Raw genomic sequence first — 21,092 nt, 5'->3', positions numbered from 1 at the left:
GACGCAATGTCAGCACTGCCCTTGATCTTCACCGCAGGCTGGGCGAGCGGGGTCAACGCCTATGCGGTGGTCCTGCTGCTCGGCATCTTCGGCGCGACCGGCCTATCCGACGATGTGCCGCAGGCACTGCAGCGCACCGATGTGCTGATCGCGGCCGCAGTGTTGTTCCTCATCGAGGCCGTCGCCGACAAGATCCCCTACCTGGATACGTTTTGGGACGCCGTGCACACCATCGTGCGTCCGGCAGCCGGCGCCGTTGTCGCCGCACTGCTCGCCGGGCAGGACGGATCGCTGCCCCAACTCGCGGCCGGTGCCCTCGGCGGCACCACCGCCCTGGCCAGCCATCTCGTCAAGGCCGGTACGCGCATGGCGATCAACACCTCACCGGAGCCCGCGAGCAATATCATCATGAGCCTCGTCGAGGATCTGGCCGTCGGCGGCATTATCACCATCGCGATCTTCCATCCGATCGTCGCGGCCTGCTGCGCTGGCACACTGCTGGTGATCGGCATGATCCTGGTCTATCTGCTGGCGAGCCGGATCCGCCGCTACCTGATCCGGCGCAGACAACGCCGTGCCGCCAAACGCGCTGCCGCCGTGTGATCGGGCACCGTCACCGGTCCGAAAGGTCCGCGGCGCTGGCGATTTCAGCCGAATCAGCCGGGTTTGCGCCACACCAATGAATAACGCCAGAAGACCAGCCGTCGCACCCGCGCACCGGGAAGTATCGTTGCCACCTGCTCTCGCACCTGCCGCGTCGTCAACGGCGGATCGAGCACAACCGGCATGACATCATGGGTCGCCTCGACCGCATACCAACGCCCCCGCCCCCGCGCGCGCAGGATCCGAAACACCAGCCCGAGCACCCGATGCCCGATCGCCGCAACCAGCTCAATGGGCGCCTCCCGCACCAGATCATGGCGCGGCAAGGCCACGGCAGCGAGCACACCGCCCGGTCGCAGTGCCCGCGCCAAGAGCGGCAACACCTCATCGAGCGGCATATGGTGCAACGTGCTGATCGACACGATGGCGTCGTAGGTTCCCTCGGGCAACGGCTCGGTCTGCACATCGCCGAGGATGCAGCTGACATTGTCCGGCGTTGCCTGCTTTGCGGCATCGATCATCACCGGTGATCGATCGATGGCGTCGACCTGCTCGACATGTCGGGCGAGTTCGGCCGCGAAAGCTCCTGCCCCACAGCCGACATCCAGCACACGAATGCAATGGGCGGGCAGCTGCCGTATGAGAAACCGGTGGTAGTACGCGTTGTGACTCCAGCTGAACTTACTCATCGAGCACACTCCCGGTCGCCGGACGTAGCCGCTGTGCCGATGCTCGCGCACCACGCCGCCACCGCGGGAATGGTGAACACTCGCCTGGATCGTGCGATCACCGAATACAGGAACTGCCGTCGCGCCATCACCCGGCCATGGTAGGTCGGTTGTCGTCTCGGGCAAGTTCAGCTTTCGGTCGGACCGCATGCGTATTCTCTCTGGGTATCCGCAGGGTCCAGCAGTGAGGATCACCGATGTCGTACAGCCCGCCACCGGAACCGACCAACCTGGCCAAGCAACCCGGCATGGCGACCCCCGGACCGAACGCCGGATACCACGGCCCCATCGCGCCGCCGAGTCCGCTTTACCCGAATCCCCCTCAGCAGCAACATCCCTGGGCGTATCCCAGCGGCAGCGGATGGCAAGATGGCCCACAGCCGACCGATCGGCGGCAAGGTCCGGGGCTCGCTGTCGGGGCGCTGATCCTCGGTATCGTCGGTTGTGTACTCCCGTTCCTGCCGATCGACCTGACCGGCATGCGCCCGTTCATCGGGCTCCCGTTCGCAATGGCCGGACTCGTCCTCGGGACCGTCGGCTGCACCGGACAACGCCGCGGCAAGGGCCTGGCGCTCACCGGAATGATGCTGTCCGCCATCGCACTTGCCCTCGAGTTCATCATGATCGTCAACCAGGTGAACTGAACAGCATTCGTTGTCGAGGTCGTCCAGACAATCTGAAAAGGGTCCGGTCCAGGTCGAGCCCGAGGGATCGATCGAGCGACTACCTCGGAATCACAGAGAATCCGGCGCACCATGTACCGGGCCCTGGGCTACGGCTAGCACACCCGGCTGGCCGACCCCGTGCTGCCGGGAAGTGCGGCGGCGTTTCGGAGACGTGAGGCCGCGCGGGTCCTGCCGAATTACTCGATGCCGATGGTCACTGAATATTTGCCGGAGCTCGACTACGCCGTCGGTAACTGGGCGGCATTGGGCCGCAGACACATCGATGCGGTCCGTTGTCATGTCGAAGTGCTCGCGGCACAAGCGGGTGAGGCGGATCGGCCGGGGCTACGGGCTGGATCGTGGCGGTAGCGTTCCCCGTCGCACGCCGCGATCCCGACCGGCTGCTCGCCCTGGCCGCGAAGGCGATTCGGCACACCTCGATCTACCAAATGAACCGGCTGGTCGGCACCGTGGGTTGAACTTCGCGCCGCATTGCGCGCACACGCCATCGCCGATATTCGCGCCGCGGCGGCATCGAACTGGACGGTCGCCGAATAAATTCTGACACTGCGCAATTCGGTGGCGGGCGTGCCGCGCCAGTCGACCACGCGGCACGCCGGGCGGGGCGCCCCGTTGCGCCCGCCGTCACTGTTTCGGTGACGTTAGCGTCCGGGACGGGCCATTGGTCGGATAACGCGGACCCGGGACGTCACCAATTGCGCAGTGACGCTGTCGGGGCAGTGTCACTATTGCGGACGAGGGTCGCCGTCGGACTTCACTGCTCGGGCAAACGGCGGCGGCCACCGGCCACGTCGGTTACCAGATCAGTGTAGCCGTCAACGAGTTCTGCCAGGTGGTACCAATGTTTATGGGTATTGTCGCTGCGCGCGCCGTCGACATCGATAGCCGTGTTCGCGTCGACCCAACTGCGCGCCATCCGATCCACCACCGCCCCGAGGCTCTCGGTATGTAGCGAAGCACCGTTGCGATGCTGCGGGACCTCCTGCGCAATCCACTCATTGATATCGTCGACGAGTTCGCTGCGACGGCAATCAATTTCGGCTATCAGGCTCATATCGCGGACTTGTGCACGACGTGCGTGCAGCTCGGCCAGCGCGTGCGCAGAACGCAGCAATTCAAGATCTTGGAAACGACGCCCCTGAAATGCGCACAAAATCTGCGGAGCGGTCGGCAGCACCCCTACCGTCGGCGCGCTCATCGCCATACCCCGAATTCACTCGACACCAACGCGCTTTGTACCAACATGATTGGCTCTCGATTCGGTTATCCCGGTCATCGGATCGGTTGTTCTCAACTAGCGTAGCTGGATCATGCTCTTACAAATGCAAGAACGCAAGAGTGCGTTCTCACTGCTGCGGTCCGCACCCTGATCACCGAGCCCCACCCCCACAACCACCTAGCAACAACAACTTTCACCCACGACAAACACCAACAACAGCACCAGTCGCCAAGAGTTTGCCACCCCACCCCACCCCACACCCCCAGCACTCCGACGCCACACCGATCAGCACCCACTCCGTGACACGTCACAATTACGCCCTACGCCACACAGCCACCAACGAGTCGACCCCACAGGCCAAATGCAACGACCACCCCACTCCCATCCCCGCCCCAACAAGGCAACCACCTAGACACCCCAACACCCCCCGATCCCGAGCCACCACCAAGCACCGACAATCAGCCGAGAATGCACTGACGCTGGTGCGCTCTCGACGTTTACCTACATGAGCGCATGGTGATCGCTCGTCCAAGAGGCAACACCGGGTGGGTCTGCAGCCTGGTGGTGAGTTGGGTCGGGTGGTGTTGGTTGTCGTATAGCCCGGTGGAATTTCGCCTCGTGTTCGGTCCGGTCGGCAGCTGCGACAGCGCGGGGTGGGGGCTGGCGAAATCGTCATATTCTCGGAGGAAAACTCCGAACTTCCTTGCTATCAAAGGCGGTATTGTCTGCGTTATGGCAGGTAAGCGCACAGTCCTCACGGCGGGTTTGCGGCGGCTCTCGGTGCTGCTGACCGAGATGCGCGAACATGCGGGCCTCAGCAAAGAGGAGGTCAGCGGCAAGACCGGAATCAATATCACCACGCTCTACCGCATCGAGACGGCGCAGGCGCGGCCGCAGCGCCGCACGCTGATGGCGATGCTCGACCTCTACGGCGTCACCGAACAGCAGCGCGCGGATGCGGTGGAGTTGTTGTCGGACGCGCTCAAGCCCGGCATGTCGCGGCCCTACGAGGCGACGCTGACCGAGGTGCACGCGGCCTATATCAACTTCGAATCCGAGGCACTCTCGGCCCGGCACTACCAAACTTCCTATATCCCAGGGCTATTGCAGACCTCGGAGTACGCCGAGGCGGTCATCGACACCAATATGCCGAAGCTGGACGCGGCCACGGTGCAGCACAATGTGCGGGCGCGAATGGATCGGGCCATGCACCTCACCAAGACCGATCCGCTCGAGCTCTGGGTCGTGCTCGATGAGGCGGCGATCCGGCGCGTGGTCGGCGGGGTCGATGTCATGAAGGGGCAGCTGAAGCGGCTCCTCGACGATTCGCAGATGAAAAACGTCATCCTGCAGATACTTCCGTTCTCCGCAGGGGTGCATCCGGGCATGGCCGGTGCGTTCACACTGCTGGACTTCAAAGATCCGGCCGATCCGGAGCTGGTCTATGTGGAGGGCATCGCGGGCGACCAGCTGATCGAGGGGCATCCGCAGATCCGCCGCTTCGGCATTATTTTCGATCAGCTGCGGGCCATGGCTTTGAGCCCGCGCGACTCCATGATGCTGATCGCCAAGGCGTCCGACGAGATGCGCTGATCAGCTGCGACTGGCCCGCCGATAGCCCAGCGCCGCAGGTATCGCGAAAACTACGAGCGCGCCGACACACCAGGCGAGGGTGGCCAGCAGCGGCTCCCGCACCGGACCGCCGAGGGACAGACCACGCATGGCGTCGATGGCATAGGACATCGGCTGGTGGCGCACGATCGGCCGGGCCCACGCCGGATAGGCGACCAGCGGTACGAACCCGGAACTGAAGAACATCAGCAGCGACGAGCCGAGCGAAACTGCCTCCACCAGTGCGGCTTTCGCACTGAAAACGGCAACCGCGGTGACCATGGTGGCGAACGCGATACCGAACAGCAGCGGCACCCCGAACAGCGCGATACCAGCGAGCAGCCCCTGCTGGAATCGGAAGCCGAGCACCACCCCCACCGCGAACAGCACCGCGGTGCACAACAGGATCCGGATCCCCTCCGCGACGATGCGCGCGACCAGTCCGGACGCGCGGTGCACCGGCAGCACCCAGAAGCGGGCCAGCAAGCCCTCATCGCGCTCGCGTCCGAGGGTGATGGCACCGGCCACCGAACCGGACATTACACCGACCAAGGCCACCATCGGCACCGAACCGTAGAGCGCGTTCACCCCGGAGAAGGCCGAAATCTGGTTTCCGAGAATGGTATTCAGCACGACCAGCAGGAGCGCGGGAAAGACGAGCGACTGTATGACGGTCAGCGGATCACGCCACCAGCGCACCAATAGCCGCTTGGTCTGAATCATCGTTTGCGGGATCAGCAAACGCCAGGTCTCGGTCCGACCGCTGACCCTCGGCAGTTCCCGGGCCGGATTCAGTACCTCGGTCATGACGACCTCCGCATCGACAGGTATACCGCCACAGCGCCGAAAATCAGGGTTGGGACGACGGTCCAGGCCAGCGCGGGCCCGAAGATCGACCAGCCGACCACGCCCGCATGACCCGATGGGTCACCGGCCAGCGCCCGCAGCCCGTACACGAAGTGTGAGATCGGCTGGTTGCGCGCGAAACCCTGGATCCAGTGTGGAAATTGGTAGGCCGGTGCGAATCCGGTGGAGACCATGCCGAGGATCAGCTGGGGCAGGATGAGCGCCTGGGTGGTCGCCTCCGGACTCTTTGTCGCGGTGCCGAGCAGATCCGCGCCCAGGCACAGCCCGAGTCCCACCTGCAGTGCGAACGCGACGAAACCAATTGTGTCCCACCAACTTCCATAGAAGCGAAAGCCGATCACATGGGCGCACACCAGCGCCGCGGCCAATGCGACGGCCGCCCGGTACATTGCGGCCGTGATCCGCGCGGCGAGCGGCACTGCCGAACCCATCGGCATCGATCCGAATCGGGTATTGAGCCCGTCCCTGGCATCGGAGGCCGCCCGGAATGAAGCCGTGATGGCGCAGAAGGCGACGGCCTGCATGACGATCATCGGCGTGAGGTACTGGGCGTAGCTGCTCAGCCCGTGCCCGCGGACGGTCATCACCAGATTCAGCGGCACGTAGAACCCGACGGTGAAGACCGCTGGCGCGAGCAGTGCCATGATCAGTTCGCCATTGCGCCAGGACGGCCGGACCAGGCGCCGGGTCAGCGCCCACCATTGCGCCATGGTCGCCATGCGCGGCGGTGGCGCGTCCACCAGCCGCTCGCTGCTCAGGCGGCGGGTTTCCCCGTCGCCGCGTTTCTGCTGGACGGTGCTCGATCCAATGTCGCTGCCGATGCTCATCCGCACGCTCCCATCTGCGCGTCACCCGTGCCCATTGGTGGGGAACCAGCTGTTCTCAGCATGTCGCACACACCCGCGGCCGGTCCAGCTTTCCGCGCTGCTCCAGTACCGGCGCAGTCCCCGACAGCACCTCAGCGGCCGTCATCGCGTCGCGGGCGATCCCGAGCACGTGCGCGCAAATGCGGTCTCTGACGTGCGGGCGCCAGCACCGCCCCGCGCCTCCCGAATCCCCTTCAGCCGAGCCGCCGAGTTCGGGCGCGACGAAGGAACCACTCACGCGCCCCGGATGGCCATCGTCGATGGCGGTCACGATCTCCGACAAGCACCGCTCGCATAACGTTGCGGTCTCGATCACCCGCAGGTAGCCGGTGCCGAACGCACGACCGGCCCGCAGACCGAACTCGGCCGGCACATCGAGATGCAGATCGCCGACTATCTCGATGTATCGCGGCGCCGACTCGGCTACCTGCTCGGGGAACCGGATACCGCGCCGGGCGGCCGACGACGGACACCGTTCGGCCGCCATATCGCGCCGAGACGTGTCCTCGATATCCGATCCCACCGGCCTATTCCGCATAGTTCCCTCGTCCGCTTTCGTCCCTGCCCACCGAAACCGGGCGCGCCGCCACATCGCGTCGTGCATCAAATCTCGTAGACGAGAGCATGTTTCGATACCGCCCCCGGGTGTCGGAACGACGACTCCAAGGGGTCCCGAAATTCCCACCAAGGTGTATGAGCGTCATTTCCGTCATATCTCGCTCGCGCGCCGCCGGCCGTGAATTATGCTGTGCCGCTATCGCTCTCGGCGGAATATCCGAATCATGGGGTGACGACCGCGCACGGGGTGAGTAAGGTGTGCCCCGATGACCAGCATGGAAGCCCGTTTCCGTGACGCCGCACGGACCGTGCCCCTACCCAGTCCTTGGAATCTGTCCGCCTACCTCGCAAATGTCGCCGCGCACCGTGGCCGTTCCATCTCGCTGCAGGCGGTCCCCGCATCCGCACTGGCGGATATCGGCTGCCGCGGCAGCGGACTCTGGGTGGCGCGCAGCCGCGACGACATCATCGTCTACGACGCCGCCGCCACCGAGCGCAATGCGGACCACATCATCCTGCATGAAGTCGGACACATGCTCTTCGGACATGGCCGGGGCGAGAAGGATGCCGCCGCGCCGATCGCCACAATGCTGGCCGCACTGCTCCCTTCCATTTCACCGGCCTCCATCGAACATGTGCTCGGCCGCAACGAATTCGGCGCCGAGCGCGAACGGGACGCGGAGGTCTTCGCCGATATGACCATGGTCTACGCGACGCTGCCGCGCCGCAGAGACCGGTCGTTTCGCCTGTTCGGGCGCGGTCGCTAGGGACCGTCGGGTAACCGACGAGTTCCGGCGCGCAACTCGTCGACGAGATCCTGATAGGCGTCGGCCAATTCGTTGAGCTGCACCCACGCGTCGTAGAAGACCGACTCGGGCGCGTGCGCGAGTGGAACGAAGGCCTGCGTGGTCATCCTGGCCAGTCGATCCACGATCTGGCCGACGGTCTCGGTGTGCAACCGTGCGGCGGTGCGGGGCACCGGCATCGCCAGCGTTACCCAGAGGTCGATCGAACGGACCAACTGAGCGCGCCGCCGATCCAGTTTGGGCATCTCACTTATCGGCGTCCGCTCGCGAATCTCGTGCAGTTGCGCCAGTTCCCCCGCCGCTTCCAACATCGGATGGTCCTCATGCGGCAGCCCGCGAAACGCGGCCAGCAGCAGATCCCGCCCCGGCATCATCCGGTTGCTTCCGACATATCTCATCTCGGCCTCCCGTCGACGCCCGACCTCGTCGGCAAACCTCCCGACCAGCAATATCGTTGCCGCACCGCCCGACCGCACCCTCCGATTATCGACCCAGATCCCCGCTCACGGCCAGAAACCGCCGATACCAATTTGTTATAGACCAGCCATCGGCGGCACTACCTGCCTCAATTGAGTGCGAAGAGTCGAGGCCGGGGGTGCCGCGATGCCGATCAGCATGCGATGCCCACCCGAGCACTGCACCGGCGCAGGACTCGAGCGGAGCAGGCACGGCCTCGATGACCGAGGTGCTCGAACCGTTCGACACCAGAACCGACGCCACCGACCGTTCGACTACACGGGTATGCCCTCCGCGCCGTCGGCCACGTAGTCCGAACCACCGACATAGAAGGTACGGCCGGATTCGGTTGCGGCACTTGCGGCCTCGGCGACCACGGCGGCGAACTCCGCGATGGTGGGGAGTGCGCCGTGATCGCGGCGAGCCGAAACCGCATCGGGATTGCGGCGTTCGAGCAGGCGCACGATCATCGTGCCGTCGATCATGTCGCCGGACACCACATTCAGTCCGATCCCCCGCGCGGTCAGCTCGGGAACCATGGCGCGCAACGCGTCTTCCCCAGCCCGCTTACTCGCGGCGATCGGCTCATAGTCCGCCGGAACGGGCTTGCGCCCGTGGAAGTGCGCTTGATGGCTGGTCACAAAGACGATCCGGCCGCCGGAGGGCAGATGCGGCGCGGCCTGATGGACCAATCGAACCTGCGCGTCGCGGTTGAGCGCCATCGCATAGTCGGGACCGGCATTGCGCTCGAGTCCGCCGGATGCGTTGAGCACCAGCGCATCGAGCCGCCCGAACTCCGCCACCACGCCGGCGATCAGCGCCGCGGTCGACTCGGCATCCGCGATATCCGCGCCCGCGATCGATGCACTGCCACCGGCCGCGATGATCTCCCCGGCGATCGTCTCGGCGCGCTTGCGCTTCTCGCGGTAGTTGACGATCACGTGGTCACCGCCCGCCGCCAGCACCTTCGCCGTCTCGGCCCCGATCCCTCGCGAAGCACCGGTGATCAGCACAATCCGTCGTTCCGTCGAGTCGCCCACCGTTTCCCTTTCACCCATCAACCCACAGCAGTGCTTCTAATTTAGAATCACTATGGTAGTTCGAAATGAGAAGTGCAAGTGGAGCGAAACCGTCCAGGGGTCGAACCGACCCGGAGCACGGGCCGATATTGGCGACCATGGACCTCATCGGCCAACGCTGGATCCTGCGCGTCCTATGGGAACTCGAACCCGGCCGTCTGGGCTTCCTCGAACTGCGCCGCCGCATGGGCAACTGCTCATCGAGCATGCTCTCCACCCGCCTGCAACACCTCCAGTCCGCAGGCGTGATCATCAAAAGTCCGGACAAAACCTACGAACTGACCTCTGCCGGACAAGAACTCACCGAAGCCCTGCAACCACTCTGGAACTGGTCCAAACGCTGGCCCCCACCACCCTCCGACTAGAGGTGTTTCGAAGCGCGTGCGGGCGGCTTGTTGCCTCTCAGCCTTTTGCCCAGGCCCAGGCCGTCAAGCGCCAGTCGTTGCCGACTTTGCGAAGTGCCACAGTGAAGACCGCGCCGGTTTGCATAACCTGCTGGCCCCGAAAGTTGAACGAGAGGGTCATCGGAACAACGACATACCCGTAGTCGCCGGTGATGTCGACATGCCGTGGTGCACCGAGCTCGAGGTGGTAGCCGGAGGCCCCGACGCGCTCACTTTCCATGAGCACATCCCGCCACCAGTCCGCCGCGGCGGTTGGCCCCTGCCACACGTGCGGCGACATTCCGTCCAGAATCTGCATCGGGTCGGCACACACCGCTGCCATCGCCTTCTCGTCGCCATTGTTGAACGCGTCGGCGTACTGGCGCACCGCCGCCATCGGATCACTGGAGCTGGACACGACAGATCTCCTCTCTCGTGATGCTTCGCTCATTGTCGTCCAGATCCGCAGTCCCGTTCGGGAGCCGCATCTCACGGGCGGTTCCGGCTGGTGGATACGACGAAGGCGGCCCCCGGAGCACATCCGGGAACCGCCTTCGGGGACAGCGCTACTTCAACCGAAGCTTGCCGAACAGACCTTCCTTCTCGTCCTCCGGCCCGGCGGTGAAGTACAGCGAGTCGGCGTCGCCGAGGCTTTCACCATTGCCGAACATCAGGGCCCACAGACCAGGGATCTCGACCGGCTTGCCCTTCTCATCGCGCAGGTAGTCGACGAACTTGCCGGTGACGTCGTCATAGGCGAGCACATGGCCGAGGCCGCCGAAATTGCCGACGAGCAGCTTGCCGCTGAGTGGACCGAAGTTCGCGGGAGCCACCGCGACACCCCACGGCGCGTTGAGGCGACCGCCGTCGTCGAGGATGCGGACCAGCTTGCCGTTGGCGTCGAACTCGGCGAGCTTGCCCTTCGCGGGCTTACCGTTGGCGTCCTTCTCCTGGTCCTTGTCGAGCGAATCCTCTTCGGCCTTGTCGAACTTCGTCGCGTCCTGTTCATCTGGCTTGGTGTCGGCGTAGGCGACGAAGACGCGGTTGCCGATGGTGGTCACATTGAACGGGGCCGGATCGCCGGGCTTGGCCTTCTTACCCTTTTCGGGTGCGGCCGGATCGATCTGGTCGCCGGTAGCGAACGGGTTGGCAAAGCCGACGGTCGGAATCAGCTGCCAGTCCTTGTCGAACGTGCGGATCTGCGGGTTCTCGCCGAAGTCGGCGGCGAGCAGCTTATCGGCGGACGGAGTCAGCGCGATGCCGAAGAACGCCATGCCCTGCGACTCGCCGTCGAAGACCAGATTCGCGGGACCGTCGTGCCGGATGATCGCGCCCTCCGGGCCGAGTTCGGTCCAGGCGGAGATCTTGCCGGAATCGGTGGCGAAGATGAACCGCGACGAACCGGTCAGCAGCAGCGGGCCACCCTCGGCATCCACCGGCTGATCACGCACGGCGAACAGGTCTGAGGTGATCGGCGCGCCGTTGAAGACGACACCGGTGGTCTTGCCGATGCTCTTATCCGAGGTATCGGCGTCCGCGCCCGGAATCGTGACGATCTTCAGCGGATCCTGGAACAGCTTCTGCACTTTGGGATCCGCCGACGCAGTGACATCACCGACGAACTGGAAGGACTTACCGCCCGCGCCCACCCAGAAGTGCCCGCCGGCACCCTTGGGGCGATCGGCCAGGCCCCAGGCGTTCACCATGTCGGGGAAGGTGTACTGCGCCTTGTATTCGGCCTTGTTGGCGGCGAGGTTGGTCTGCGCGTAGTGATTGCCGTCCAGGGCGGGCACATCATCGCTCGACGACTTCGAATCCGAGCATGCCGCGGCGACGACCAGGGCCGCACCGAGCACCGATACGCGCAGCAGACCATTGCGGGTCCGGGACCGCCACACCCCGTTCCGACGCAATTCACTCCAGCGTCCGTTCAACATCTTCGTCCTTTCCAGCCTTCGCTACCCTCATCTGGCGATTAGGCGATGCTAACCTTAGCTTGGCGGAATTTCGACAGTATGGGAGCACCTGGGAATCGACAGGTTTAAGCTGTCGCCCGTGGTCGCCCCCCAGCCTTCCGTCGCACCCCATCCCGATATCGCTCCGCTCGCCGCGCTGCTCGGCACCTGGCGCGGCCCCGGGCACGGTGAATACCCGACCATCGAATCCTTCGACTACGTCGAGGAAATCAAATTCGGCCATCTCGGCCGACCGTTCCTCACCTACCGCCAGCGCACCCGCGCCGCCGACGGCAGCCGCCCCATGCACGCCGAAACCGGCTATCTGCGCTGCCCGCGCCCGGATCACGTCGAGCTGATCCTGGCGCATCCGACCGGCATCACCGAGATCTGCGAGGGCAGCCTCACCATCGCCGATGGTGTGCTGCAGATGGAGTTCGAATCGACCAGCATCGGCCGCAGCAGCACCGCGAAAGTGGTGACCGCTCTCGGCCGTTCGATCGTATTGACCGACGACACCATTGAATACACGCTGCGCATGGCCGCGGTCGGCGAACCACTCACCCACCACCTCGCCGCAACTCTGCACCGCGCCTGACCCACCCACCGGGAGTCTCGCCGAGACCACAGGTGCGCGGCGACCAATTCGCAAACCGGTGTGCCAGATCAGTCGCGCATCGGGTCGGGGCGCCAGGGAATATAGGGCCGCCCTTCGGCCTGGGCGGCGGCCTCGGCCGAGTGGAGCTGGTACGGCGTAATACCGCCCGATTCCCAGGCGCCGACCGAACCCGCCGCAATGGCCGCGGCCGCCTTCGGCGCCAAACCGATCTCATTGCGCACCACCGCGATCGGACGGTCGGCCAATGCGAACCAGTCCAGGTCCAGGAAGTCGTGGCTGCCGTTGGTCAGCGCGCCACGGCGCATGGCGTCCCCGAGGCGGGTCGCCATGCCAGCGGTGCTCAGATGTCCCGCATCGGCCTCGAACAACCCGGCGCCCGCATGCAGATAGCCGGTCTCGAACAGCGAAATCACCATGGCCAGCAGGCTGAACGCGCGCGGATCGTCATTGGCGCGCGCCATGAACGCGAACACCTCGATCTCGTTCTCCAGGGTGGTGCCGTATCCGGCGAGCACATGCACCCAATCGTGCTGGGCCAGCAGCGGCGGGGCCGAACCCGGCAGCCCCGGGGTGACGAAGCCGCGGTCGGCATAGAAATCCGAGACGCCGCGCCCGAGCGTGCCGACCGGCAGCTCGCGCAGGGTGGCCCAGCGCGCCGCCAAGGCCGGATCATCGCTGACCTGTCCCCATGACGAATCCAGGCCCTCGGTGTGCAGCGCGGTCAACCGACTCGGATCCAATCCGCCGAGGTAACCGTTGCGGTCGAAGTCGACCGCGGCCAGTTCGATCGCGCCTTCGGCGTATTTCTGCGCCACCGCGATCATCTCGTCATCGACCTCGAGCGCATCGGCGAACTCCCGCAGTTCGGTCGCGACGGCCGGTGGGAGCGGCCGCACCACCAGTGCGGACAGCAGCATGGTCTGCACGACCCGCTCGCGGAAGATCCGGTTGCGCCGGGCCAGCCCGACCGCGAAGGTCTGGGCATCGATGGGCCGCAGCGTCTCCAGATCGACGCGATGGCCGGTCATCGACAGAAACAGCGACGGGATCAGCAACTGCTGCAATGGGGTCAATCCATCCGCACCACCCGCCGCGGCCACCACACCGCTCGCGAGCAGCGCGACTTCGGCCGCATCAGGCGGGGTCAGCAGTACATCGTCCATCCGGTCAACACTCCAGCAAGATCGCCAAGAACATCCACCGCCGCGGTGGACGATTCACAGTATCGAATCGAATTCCCCACGGCGACTACCCGTTTCGCCGAGGGCGTAGTCACCGCGAATCGATGCGGGCAAAGGGACTGCTTCGGTCCGCGCGACAACCGGATCTTCATCCGGGATCGGAATTCGGCGAACGGCGTATACGTCAACGGCGTCCCGATCGGTGTCGATACCGCGCTCGTGCACGGCGATGTCATCCGGACCGGTTCCACCACACTGCGCTACGAAATGCCGAGCGGCCGGAGAACCGGCAACCGCACCACGCGCCGACGTGGTCAGTAACCCGCGGGCAAGCCCGCGAGCATGTCACGCGTTACCGCGACGGCGTGATCGGAGCTACCGCCCTTGACGAGCAGGGTCGCGAAGGCGAGATCCCCGCGATAGCCCACGAACCAGGAATGCGATCCACCGTCGACCTCGGCCTCCCCCGTCTTCCCGTATACCTCGCCCTGATCGGCAATACGTTCGGCGGTACCCCCGGTGACCACCTTGCGCATCATCATGCGCAACCCGTCGACCACCTGCGTTTCGATGGCGGGACGATCGCCCTTGATCTCTGTGGTGCGACCGGCGATCAGATACGGCACCGGTGCGGAACCGCGCGCGACGGTCGCGGCGAGCACCGCCATCCCGAACGGACTCACCACCACCTTGCCCTGCCCGATGCCGTCCTCGGTGCGCTGGATCAGATCATCGGCCGGCGGCACCGAACCCGATTCGGTCGGCAGGCCGGGGACGGTATATCCCTGTCCCACACCGAATTTCGCGGCGGTATCGTGCAGGGCGTCGCCCGGCAGTTGACTGGCCAGCTTCGCGAACGCGGTATTGCAGGATCGCTCGTAGGCGGTGGCCATCGGCACATCACCGAGCTGGAAGAGGTTGTAGTTCGGAATTGTCCGCTCCCCGATGACAATTCGGCTCGGGCACGGCAAAACCGTTTCCGGCGTCGCCTTCCCGGCCGACATCGCGGCCGCCGCGGTCACCGTCTTGAATACCGAGCCCGGCGGATACTGGCCGATGGTCGCCACCGGACCGGCACGATCGGCCGCCTTGTTCTGCGCGACAGCGAGAATCGCGCCGGTCGAGGGCCGCAGCACCACCATCATGGTCTGCTCCTCGCGGGCGCCGACGGCGCGCTGCGCGGAGTTCTGCACATTGCGGTCGACGCTGAGCGAAAACGACGGTGCGGGTTGTGAGGGCACTTCGGTGAGCACGTCGGTGTCGGCGCCATTGGCATTCATGGTGACAACGCTCCAGCCCGCCTTGCCGTCCACCTCGGCGATCACCGTTTTGCGCACCTGCGCGAGCAGATCGGGCGCGAAATCGCGGTCGGTGGGGACCAGATCCCACTGCTGGGTCAGCGTTACCCCGGGCAGACCGATGAGATCGGTGCTGACCTGGCCGAATTCGCTCTCGCTCAAGAGCGCGACGGTGTAGGCGCCCTTGGCGCCGTATGCCGCGCTGAGAATCGCCTCGGGGGTGAGCCGGTCGTCGAAGCGGTTCAGCGCGGCCGCCAATGCGGTCGCGGTGAACCCCGGATCCGGTGCGGAGGACACGGTGAACGCGACCCGGGATACCTTGCCCGGCACCAGCACATCGCTGCCGGACTGTTCGTTCACCCTGGCGCGCGGGGCCGGGTTGGCACGCAATGCCATGGTCTGGGTGTCGCCGAGTTTGGGGTGGATATCGGAGGAGGTCCAGCGCACCATCCAGCGGCCATCGCTGCGCCCCATCTGTAATTGACCGGTGTACTTCCAGATCCGGTCCTTGGGCAGCCGCCACTGGTAGGTGTAGTCGACGGTCGCGGTATCGCCGGTGACCCTGGCCGCGCCGGTATGCGCGGTCAGTTGTTCGGCCTGCAGTTCGTCCCACGCGGAACGCAATGCGGCGGTTGCCTTCTCGGGCTGACTGGTCAGCTCGGCGGCGGCCTCGACAGCACGATTCGCGAAGGCGGCCAAAAAGGCATCGGCCGCGGGCACCGGTCCCTGCGGGCTGGCCGAACAACCGGTTCCCGCGACCGCGAGCGCCACGACGGCCAGCGTGAGAAACATGCGTGTCGACATCGGCACCGATCGTATAGCCAACCGCGGGCAAACGGCTGTGGCACACCGATGTTCGCCACGCCGTATTCAGTCGAGCAGAACGGTGGCGAAGGTGGCGATCTGCCGGAATCCGACGCGGCTGTAGGCCCGGCGGGCGATCTTGTTGTAGTCGTTCACGTACAGGCTGGCGGTGCGTCCCGAGGCCACCACCGCATTGGCGACAGCGGCCGTCCCCCGCGTGCCGAGTCCGGCGCCGCGACGTTCGGGATGCACCCAGACACCCTGGATCTGCCCGGTACGCCGCGACAGCGATCCGACCTCGGCCTTGTACACCACTTCGCCGTCCTCGAAACGCGCCCAGGCGCGGCCGGATTCGATCAGGCTCTGGATCCGGCGACGGTAGCCGCGGCCGCCGTCGCCCGCGCGCGGGTCGACGCCGACCTCCTCGATGAACATGGCGATCGCCGCATTGAGATAACGCTCCAATTCATCCCGCCGGACCCGGCGGACCTGTGCATCGGCGGTGGCCACTGCGGGTTGTCCGAGGGCGAGCAGCGGCTGCGCACCGCGCAGTTCCCGTGCCGGTCCCCAATGCGCGGACAACATCTCCCACAGCGGCAGCGTCAACTCCTGGCGTCCGACCACCGACGAGCACACCCGCGGCCAGCGGACCGCCCGCGTCGCGAACGCGCGCAGCGCATCCTCATTGCCGCGCAACGGCACCAGATTCGCACCGGAGAAGCACAGCGATTCCGACGGTCCGCCGCGGCTCCACAGCTCGCCGTACCCCGCGCCGGTATCCAACCCGAATTCCTGCAACCGTGCCGCCACCATGCACGAGGCGACCGGATCGCTATCGAGGACTCGAAGCACCTGCGCCAGATCCCGGTTTGCGAGCTGACGCGCGGGGGCATCCTTGGCCCGTCGCGTCGGCTCCAACAGACTCCGCACATCGACAGCCTGCCATGAATCAACTCGAAGTGGTACGTCGATCCCGAGAAGCGGTACGCCGATCCCCACAAGCGAACACGCCGCGCCGCAGCAGCGGCTAGCTGGACACCGTGACGACGGGTTCGCCTGCACCCACTTGCTCGTCCATCTCCTCGGCGATGCGCATCGCCTCTTCGATCAGGGTCTCCACGATCTGCGCCTCCGGCACGGTCTTGATGACCTGCCCCTTGACGAAGATCTGGCCCTTGCCATTGCCCGATGCGACACCGAGGTCGGCCTCCCGCGCCTCGCCCGGCCCGTTCACCACACAGCCCATGACGGCCACCCGCAGCGGAACCTCCATGCCCTCCAGCCCCGCGGACACCTCATTGGCCAGGGTGTACACATCGACCTGGGCCCGGCCACAGGACGGACAGGAAACGATCTCGAGCTTGCGCGGCCGCAGGTTCAGCGACTGCAGGATCTGCCCGCCGACCTTGACCTCCTCGGCGGGCGGCGCGGACAGCGACACCCGAATCGTGTCGCCGATGCCCTCCGACAGCAGCGCGCCGAATGCGACGGCGGACTTGATCGTGCCCTGGAACGCCGGACCGGCCTCGGTCACACCGAGATGCAGCGGGTAGTCGGACTGGGCGGCCAGCTGGCGGTAGGCCTCGACCATGACCACCGGGTCGTTGTGCTTGACCGAGATCTTGATATCGCCGAAGCCGTGCTCCTCGAACAGGCTCGCCTCCCACAGCGCCGATTCGACCAGCGCCTCGGGGGTCGCCTTGCCGTACTTCTCCAGCATCCGCTTATCCAGCGAACCGGCGTTCACGCCGATGCGGATCGGGATGCCCGCCGCGCCAGCGGCCTTGGCCACCTCGCCGACGCGACCGTCGAATTCCTTGATATTGCCGGGGTTCACCCGCACCGCGGCGCAGCCCGCGTCGATCGCGGCGAAGATATAGCGCGGCTGAAAATGGATATCCGCGATGACCGGGATCTGGCTCTTGCGCGCAATAGTCGCCAGTGCGTCGGCGTCCTCCTGACGCGGGCACGCGACGCGCACGATATCGCAGCCCGAGGCCGTCAGCTCGGCGATCTGCTGCAGGGTCGCGTTGACATCGTGGGTCTTGGTGGTGGTCATCGACTGCACCGAAATCGGGTGATCGCTGCCGACGCCGACATTGCCGACCATCAACTGGCGGGTCTTGCGTCGAGGCGCGAGAACGGCCGCTGGTGCGGTCGGCATCCCCAATCCGATTGTGCTGGTCACTTTCGGCTGCCTACTTTCGTGCTTTCGTGCGTTCCGTTTTGGGCCGTTCGCCTACCGAGCTTAGCCGCGTCGCGCGACCGCTCTTCTGTGACGGCCATGACACGGGCCATGACAGACGACTGTCCCGCGGTGCCAGCAATCCAGCGTTCGCGGGTGCTATCACGGCAGGACCGCGACAGATCAGCGCGTCAGCGGAACAACTGAATGGGATTCACGATGTCGGCGACCAGCGTCAGCACCATATACGCACCGCCGATCACCACTGCGACGTAGGTCACCGGAAGCAGTTTCAGATAGTCGACCGGCCCGGCGGGTGCCAGCCCCTTCCAGCCACGGAAGGTATTGCGGATCTTCTCGTAGAGCACCACCGCGATATGCCCGCCGTCCAGTGGCAGCAGCGGCACCAGGTTGAATGCGCCGAGGAAGAAGTTCAGGCTGGCCAGCACCAGGATGAACACGCCCCACAGACCGCGCTCCGCGGTCTCGCCGCCGATCTTGCTGGCGCCGTAGACGCTGACCGGCGTCTCCGGATCGCGCTCGCCGCCGGTCACCGCGGTCCACAGCCCGGAGACCTTCTGCGGCAGCTGGGCCAGCGATTGCACGGTGCGCACGAACATCTGCCCGGTGTATGCGCCCGCCGCCGGAATCGCGGCTAGCGCGTTGTACTTCAGGGGTTTGTAGTACTCCGAGCCGACGCCGACCGCACTGACTTCGCGGCTGCCGCCCTCGGCATAGCGCATGACGCGTTCCGGGGTGACTTCGATGGTCCTGGTCTGTCCGTCCCGTTCGATGGTGTAGTTGAACGGACCGGTCTGCTTCCAGGTTTCGGCGGTGAACTGCTGCCAGGTGGTCACCTTCACGCCGTTGACGGCCTTGACCACGTCACCGCGCTGCATTCCCGCCCGCTGTGCCGGGCCGGTGCCGTTGCAATCGGCCAGCGTCTTGTCCGGGTTCTGCCGTGGTGCGACACACCCCATCTCGCCGATGGTGGTGGCGGGCGGCTGATCGAAGCGCGGCAGCCCCCAGCTGACGGCGAGTACGACCAGCAGGAGGAAGCCGAGTAGGAAATTCATCGCGATCCCACCGAACATCACCACCAGCCGCTTCCAGGTGGCCTGCCGGTACATGGCGCGGTCGAGATCCTCGGGCTCGATTTCGTCCAGCGCGGTCATGCCCGCGATATCGCAGAAGCCGCCGAGCGGGAGGGCCTTGAGGCCGTATTCGGTTTCACCGCGCCGGAAGGAGAAAACCTTGGGACCGAAGCCGATGAAGTACCGCCGCACCTTCATGCCGGTGGCCTGGGCGGCCCACATATGCCCGCATTCGTGCAGCGCGATCGAAATCGTGATGCCGAGGGCGAACAGTACGAACCCCAACGCGAACACCATTTGCTGTACAGCCCTCCTGCGTTGCGCAGCTCGCCTCAAATGAAGTGCGGCCGCCCGCAGCGGCCGCGACTACCCGCGGCCGCGCATCCGATCCCGCGCCGCGAGCACCCCGACCACAGTAACCGGACACCGAGCACCACTCGCTGCCAAGTCTGCCAGGCCAGCATCCGACGGCGCGTCCGATCGCATCGAAGGTCGTTCCGTGCGGACGGCAGATCACCGATCGACGAGCGCGCGGGCGTAGTCGCGTGCCCAGGTGTCGGCCGCCAGCACGTCCCGCAGTGTCTCCGGTTCGGCGCACCACTGATCGGCCGCCTCGATGGCGCGCGCGACGGTGCGCACGATATCCGGGAAACGGATGTGGCCGTCCAGAAAGGCTTGTACCGCAATCTCATTGGCCGCGTTGTAGACCGCGGTGACGCTGCCGCCCGCGGTTCCGGCCTGTCTGGCCAGGTCGATGGCCGGGAACACGGCATTGTCGACCGGCTCGAATTCCCAGGTCGACGCGGTACTGAAATCGCATGCGGCAGCCGCGCCCGGCACCCGATCGGGCCAGCCGAGTGCCAGAGCGATCGGCAGCTTCATATCGGGCGGACTGGCCTGGGCCAGGGTGGAGCCGTCGGTGAAGGTGACCATGGAGTGCACGATCGACTGCGGGTGCACGGTGACGTCGATGCGGTCGTAGGGCACGCCGAACAGCAGGTGGGTCTCGATCAGTTCGAGGCCCTTGTTCACCAGCGATGCCGAATTCAGGGTATTCATCAGCCCCATCGACCAGGTCGGATGCGCCTTCGCCTCGGCCGGATTCACCGATTCCAGCATTTCGCTGGTCCAGCCGCGGAATGGGCCACCCGACGCGGTCAGCACCAGCCGATCCACCTCCTCGGCCCGGCCGCCGCGCAGGCATTGGGCGAGCGCGGAATGTTCGGAATCGACCGGCACGATCTGGCCGGGTGCAGCGGCACGGGTCACCAGGGAGCCGCCCGCGACCAGGGATTCCTTATTCGCCAGTGCCAGCCGGGTGCCCGCTTGCAGGGTGGCCAGGGTCGGCTCCAGGCCCAGCGAACCGACCAATGCGTTGAGTACGACATCCGCCTCGGTGCGGCGCACCAGTTCGGTGACCGCGCCGGGGCCGCTCAGTGACAGCTCGAGTCGCGTTCCGGCGGCCGGATCGGCGACCGCGACATTGTTGGTCCCGGTGGCGGCCATCTGCGCCGCGAGCAGCTCGGTGTTGCCGCCGCGCGCGGCCAGGCCGACCACCTCGAATTTATCGGGATTGGCGGCAATCACCTCGAGCGCCTGGGTACCGATGGAACCAGTGCTGCCGAGCAGAAGGACTCTCACAATGTCGGACACGGCCCCATTGTGGCAGCGGGGCCAGCAACGCGCCCGAAGGCGGTAGCCTGCGGAACCACATAGGGCGCCGCTCGCCGATCGAACACAGCCCTGCTGGCTACGACGAGCGGTCGTATGCCACGATATCGGCAGCAACACCCATACCGAGCTAAGGAGCGATCGTGGCCGCCACGGAACTCGAACCCACTAGTGACCGTGCAATCGTCACCCACGTGGACACCGCCGAGGTTCCGTCCGCCGCATGGGGCTGGAGCGGGGAATCGCGCCGCACCTTCCGCGTCGCGGGCTGGATCGTCTGCTTCATCCTGGTCGCCATGACGATCGGCAACCACAAGGGCAAGATCGAAGATATCTTCCTTGTCGGCTTCGCCGCCCTGATCGCGGGCATCATGATCCGCGACTCGATCCTGCGCCGCAAGCCTCGGTAGTGCACACCGAAAG

24 protein-coding genes are annotated in these 21,092 nt (G+C 65.7%); 9 read left to right on the top strand and 15 right to left on the bottom strand.

What is annotated here, in order from left to right; genetic code table 11:
• Nucleotides 1-6 precede the first annotated feature (6 nt).
• Entirely contained in the window at nucleotides 7-603 is a 597-nt protein-coding gene (locus ACWEO2_RS06135) for a DUF4126 domain-containing protein (protein ID WP_452404349.1), read from the top strand.
• A gap of 53 nt (nucleotides 604-656) precedes the next feature.
• Here ACWEO2_RS06135 and ACWEO2_RS06130 read toward each other — a convergent pair whose 3' ends face one another.
• A complete protein-coding gene (locus ACWEO2_RS06130) occupies nucleotides 657-1,292 on the bottom strand; it encodes a class I SAM-dependent methyltransferase (RefSeq protein WP_452404348.1) in 636 nt (211 codons plus the stop codon).
• Nucleotides 1,293-1,528: 236 nt separating this feature from the next.
• Between ACWEO2_RS06130 and ACWEO2_RS06125 the strand changes: the two genes are divergently transcribed.
• On the top strand, nucleotides 1,529-1,975 hold the full coding sequence (locus tag ACWEO2_RS06125; protein WP_452404347.1) for a DUF4190 domain-containing protein: 447 nt from the start codon (nucleotides 1,529-1,531) through the stop codon (nucleotides 1,973-1,975).
• Nucleotides 1,976-2,206: 231 nt separating this feature from the next.
• Entirely contained in the window at nucleotides 2,207-2,365 is a 159-nt protein-coding gene (locus ACWEO2_RS06120; RefSeq protein WP_452404346.1) for a hypothetical protein, read from the top strand.
• Nucleotides 2,366-2,771: 406 nt separating this feature from the next.
• On the opposite strand, the gene ACWEO2_RS06115 is transcribed toward ACWEO2_RS06120, so the two are convergent.
• The gene (locus ACWEO2_RS06115) at nucleotides 2,772-3,131 is read right to left on the bottom strand and encodes a DUF4254 domain-containing protein (protein ID WP_452404518.1); all 360 of its coding nucleotides are present in this window, start codon (nucleotides 3,129-3,131) and stop codon (nucleotides 2,772-2,774) included.
• A gap of 837 nt (nucleotides 3,132-3,968) precedes the next feature.
• Here ACWEO2_RS06115 and ACWEO2_RS06110 point away from each other — a divergent pair.
• A complete protein-coding gene (locus ACWEO2_RS06110) occupies nucleotides 3,969-4,829 on the top strand; it encodes a helix-turn-helix domain-containing protein (RefSeq protein WP_354956990.1) in 861 nt (286 codons plus the stop codon).
• Here ACWEO2_RS06110 and ACWEO2_RS06105 read toward each other — a convergent pair whose 3' ends face one another.
• From ACWEO2_RS06105 to ACWEO2_RS06095, 3 genes are read right to left on the bottom strand one after another with little or no spacing between them, the layout of a single operon-like run.
• The gene (locus ACWEO2_RS06105; protein ID WP_452404345.1) at nucleotides 4,830-5,654 is read right to left on the bottom strand and encodes an ABC transporter permease; all 825 of its coding nucleotides are present in this window, start codon (nucleotides 5,652-5,654) and stop codon (nucleotides 4,830-4,832) included.
• Nucleotides 5,651-6,541: an ABC transporter permease gene (locus ACWEO2_RS06100; protein WP_452404344.1), complete on the bottom strand. Its 891-nt coding sequence runs from the start codon at nucleotides 6,539-6,541 to the stop codon at nucleotides 5,651-5,653. Before ACWEO2_RS06100 ends, ACWEO2_RS06105 begins: the two co-directional genes overlap by 4 nt.
• 55 nt (nucleotides 6,542-6,596) lie before the next feature.
• Entirely contained in the window at nucleotides 6,597-7,118 is a 522-nt protein-coding gene (locus ACWEO2_RS06095; protein WP_452404343.1) for a hypothetical protein, read from the bottom strand.
• Between the two features lie 286 nt (nucleotides 7,119-7,404).
• Here ACWEO2_RS06095 and ACWEO2_RS06090 point away from each other — a divergent pair, with 286 nt between their 5' ends.
• Nucleotides 7,405-7,905 (top strand): hypothetical protein, encoded by a 501-nt coding sequence (locus ACWEO2_RS06090; protein ID WP_452404342.1) that lies wholly within the window; start codon nucleotides 7,405-7,407, stop codon nucleotides 7,903-7,905.
• Here ACWEO2_RS06090 and ACWEO2_RS06085 read toward each other — a convergent pair.
• Complete coding sequence (locus tag ACWEO2_RS06085) at nucleotides 7,902-8,342, bottom strand: DUF4254 domain-containing protein (RefSeq protein WP_452404341.1); 441 nt, start codon at nucleotides 8,340-8,342, stop codon at nucleotides 7,902-7,904. The two genes, ACWEO2_RS06090 and ACWEO2_RS06085, sit on opposite strands and share 4 nt — an antisense overlap.
• 333 nt (nucleotides 8,343-8,675) lie before the next feature.
• Nucleotides 8,676-9,458 (bottom strand): SDR family oxidoreductase, encoded by a 783-nt coding sequence (locus ACWEO2_RS06080; RefSeq protein WP_452404340.1) that lies wholly within the window; start codon nucleotides 9,456-9,458, stop codon nucleotides 8,676-8,678.
• 119 nt (nucleotides 9,459-9,577) lie between these two features.
• Here ACWEO2_RS06080 and ACWEO2_RS06075 point away from each other — a divergent pair, with 119 nt between their 5' ends.
• On the top strand, nucleotides 9,578-9,844 hold the full coding sequence (locus tag ACWEO2_RS06075; protein ID WP_452404339.1) for a winged helix-turn-helix transcriptional regulator: 267 nt from the start codon (nucleotides 9,578-9,580) through the stop codon (nucleotides 9,842-9,844).
• A 37-nt stretch (nucleotides 9,845-9,881) separates the two neighbouring features.
• Here ACWEO2_RS06075 and ACWEO2_RS06070 read toward each other — a convergent pair whose 3' ends face one another.
• Entirely contained in the window at nucleotides 9,882-10,280 is a 399-nt protein-coding gene (locus ACWEO2_RS06070) for a nuclear transport factor 2 family protein (RefSeq protein ID WP_452404338.1), read from the bottom strand.
• Between the two features lie 148 nt (nucleotides 10,281-10,428).
• Nucleotides 10,429-11,799, bottom strand: a complete 1,371-nt coding sequence (locus tag ACWEO2_RS06065; protein WP_452404337.1) for a TIGR03118 family protein — start codon at nucleotides 11,797-11,799, stop codon at nucleotides 10,429-10,431.
• 109 nt (nucleotides 11,800-11,908) lie between these two features.
• Between ACWEO2_RS06065 and ACWEO2_RS06060 the strand changes: the two genes are divergently transcribed.
• Entirely contained in the window at nucleotides 11,909-12,415 is a 507-nt protein-coding gene (locus ACWEO2_RS06060) for a peroxynitrite isomerase (protein ID WP_354957037.1), read from the top strand.
• 68 nt (nucleotides 12,416-12,483) lie between these two features.
• Here ACWEO2_RS06060 and ACWEO2_RS06055 read toward each other — a convergent pair whose 3' ends face one another.
• On the bottom strand, nucleotides 12,484-13,599 hold the full coding sequence (locus tag ACWEO2_RS06055; RefSeq protein WP_452404336.1) for a hypothetical protein: 1,116 nt from the start codon (nucleotides 13,597-13,599) through the stop codon (nucleotides 12,484-12,486).
• Nucleotides 13,600-13,644: 45 nt separating this feature from the next.
• Here ACWEO2_RS06055 and ACWEO2_RS06050 point away from each other — a divergent pair, with 45 nt between their 5' ends.
• Complete coding sequence (locus ACWEO2_RS06050) at nucleotides 13,645-13,938, top strand: FHA domain-containing protein (protein WP_452404335.1); 294 nt, start codon at nucleotides 13,645-13,647, stop codon at nucleotides 13,936-13,938.
• Here the strand turns inward: ACWEO2_RS06050 and ACWEO2_RS06045 are convergent.
• From ACWEO2_RS06045 to dxr, 5 genes are all read right to left on the bottom strand, one after another.
• Nucleotides 13,932-15,719: a penicillin-binding transpeptidase domain-containing protein gene (locus ACWEO2_RS06045; protein ID WP_452404334.1), complete on the bottom strand. Its 1,788-nt coding sequence runs from the start codon at nucleotides 15,717-15,719 to the stop codon at nucleotides 13,932-13,934. The two genes, ACWEO2_RS06050 and ACWEO2_RS06045, sit on opposite strands and share 7 nt — an antisense overlap.
• 66 nt (nucleotides 15,720-15,785) lie before the next feature.
• Entirely contained in the window at nucleotides 15,786-16,649 is an 864-nt protein-coding gene (locus tag ACWEO2_RS06040; protein WP_452404333.1) for a GNAT family N-acetyltransferase, read from the bottom strand.
• A 97-nt stretch (nucleotides 16,650-16,746) separates the two neighbouring features.
• A complete protein-coding gene (ispG, locus tag ACWEO2_RS06035) occupies nucleotides 16,747-17,907 on the bottom strand; it encodes a flavodoxin-dependent (E)-4-hydroxy-3-methylbut-2-enyl-diphosphate synthase (RefSeq protein WP_452404332.1) in 1,161 nt (386 codons plus the stop codon).
• A 188-nt stretch (nucleotides 17,908-18,095) separates the two neighbouring features.
• Complete coding sequence (locus ACWEO2_RS06030; protein WP_452404331.1) at nucleotides 18,096-19,295, bottom strand: M50 family metallopeptidase; 1,200 nt, start codon at nucleotides 19,293-19,295, stop codon at nucleotides 18,096-18,098.
• 216 nt (nucleotides 19,296-19,511) lie between these two features.
• Entirely contained in the window at nucleotides 19,512-20,651 is a 1,140-nt protein-coding gene (dxr, locus tag ACWEO2_RS06025) for a 1-deoxy-D-xylulose-5-phosphate reductoisomerase (RefSeq protein ID WP_452404330.1), read from the bottom strand.
• 161 nt (nucleotides 20,652-20,812) lie between these two features.
• Here dxr and ACWEO2_RS06020 point away from each other — a divergent pair, with 161 nt between their 5' ends.
• Nucleotides 20,813-21,079 (top strand): DUF2631 domain-containing protein, encoded by a 267-nt coding sequence (locus ACWEO2_RS06020; RefSeq protein ID WP_452404329.1) that lies wholly within the window; start codon nucleotides 20,813-20,815, stop codon nucleotides 21,077-21,079.
• Nucleotides 21,080-21,092 lie beyond the last annotated feature (13 nt).

The organism is Nocardia sp. NPDC004278 (genome assembly GCF_053602975.1).
This window is presented reverse-complemented; position numbering and strand designations above follow the sequence as displayed.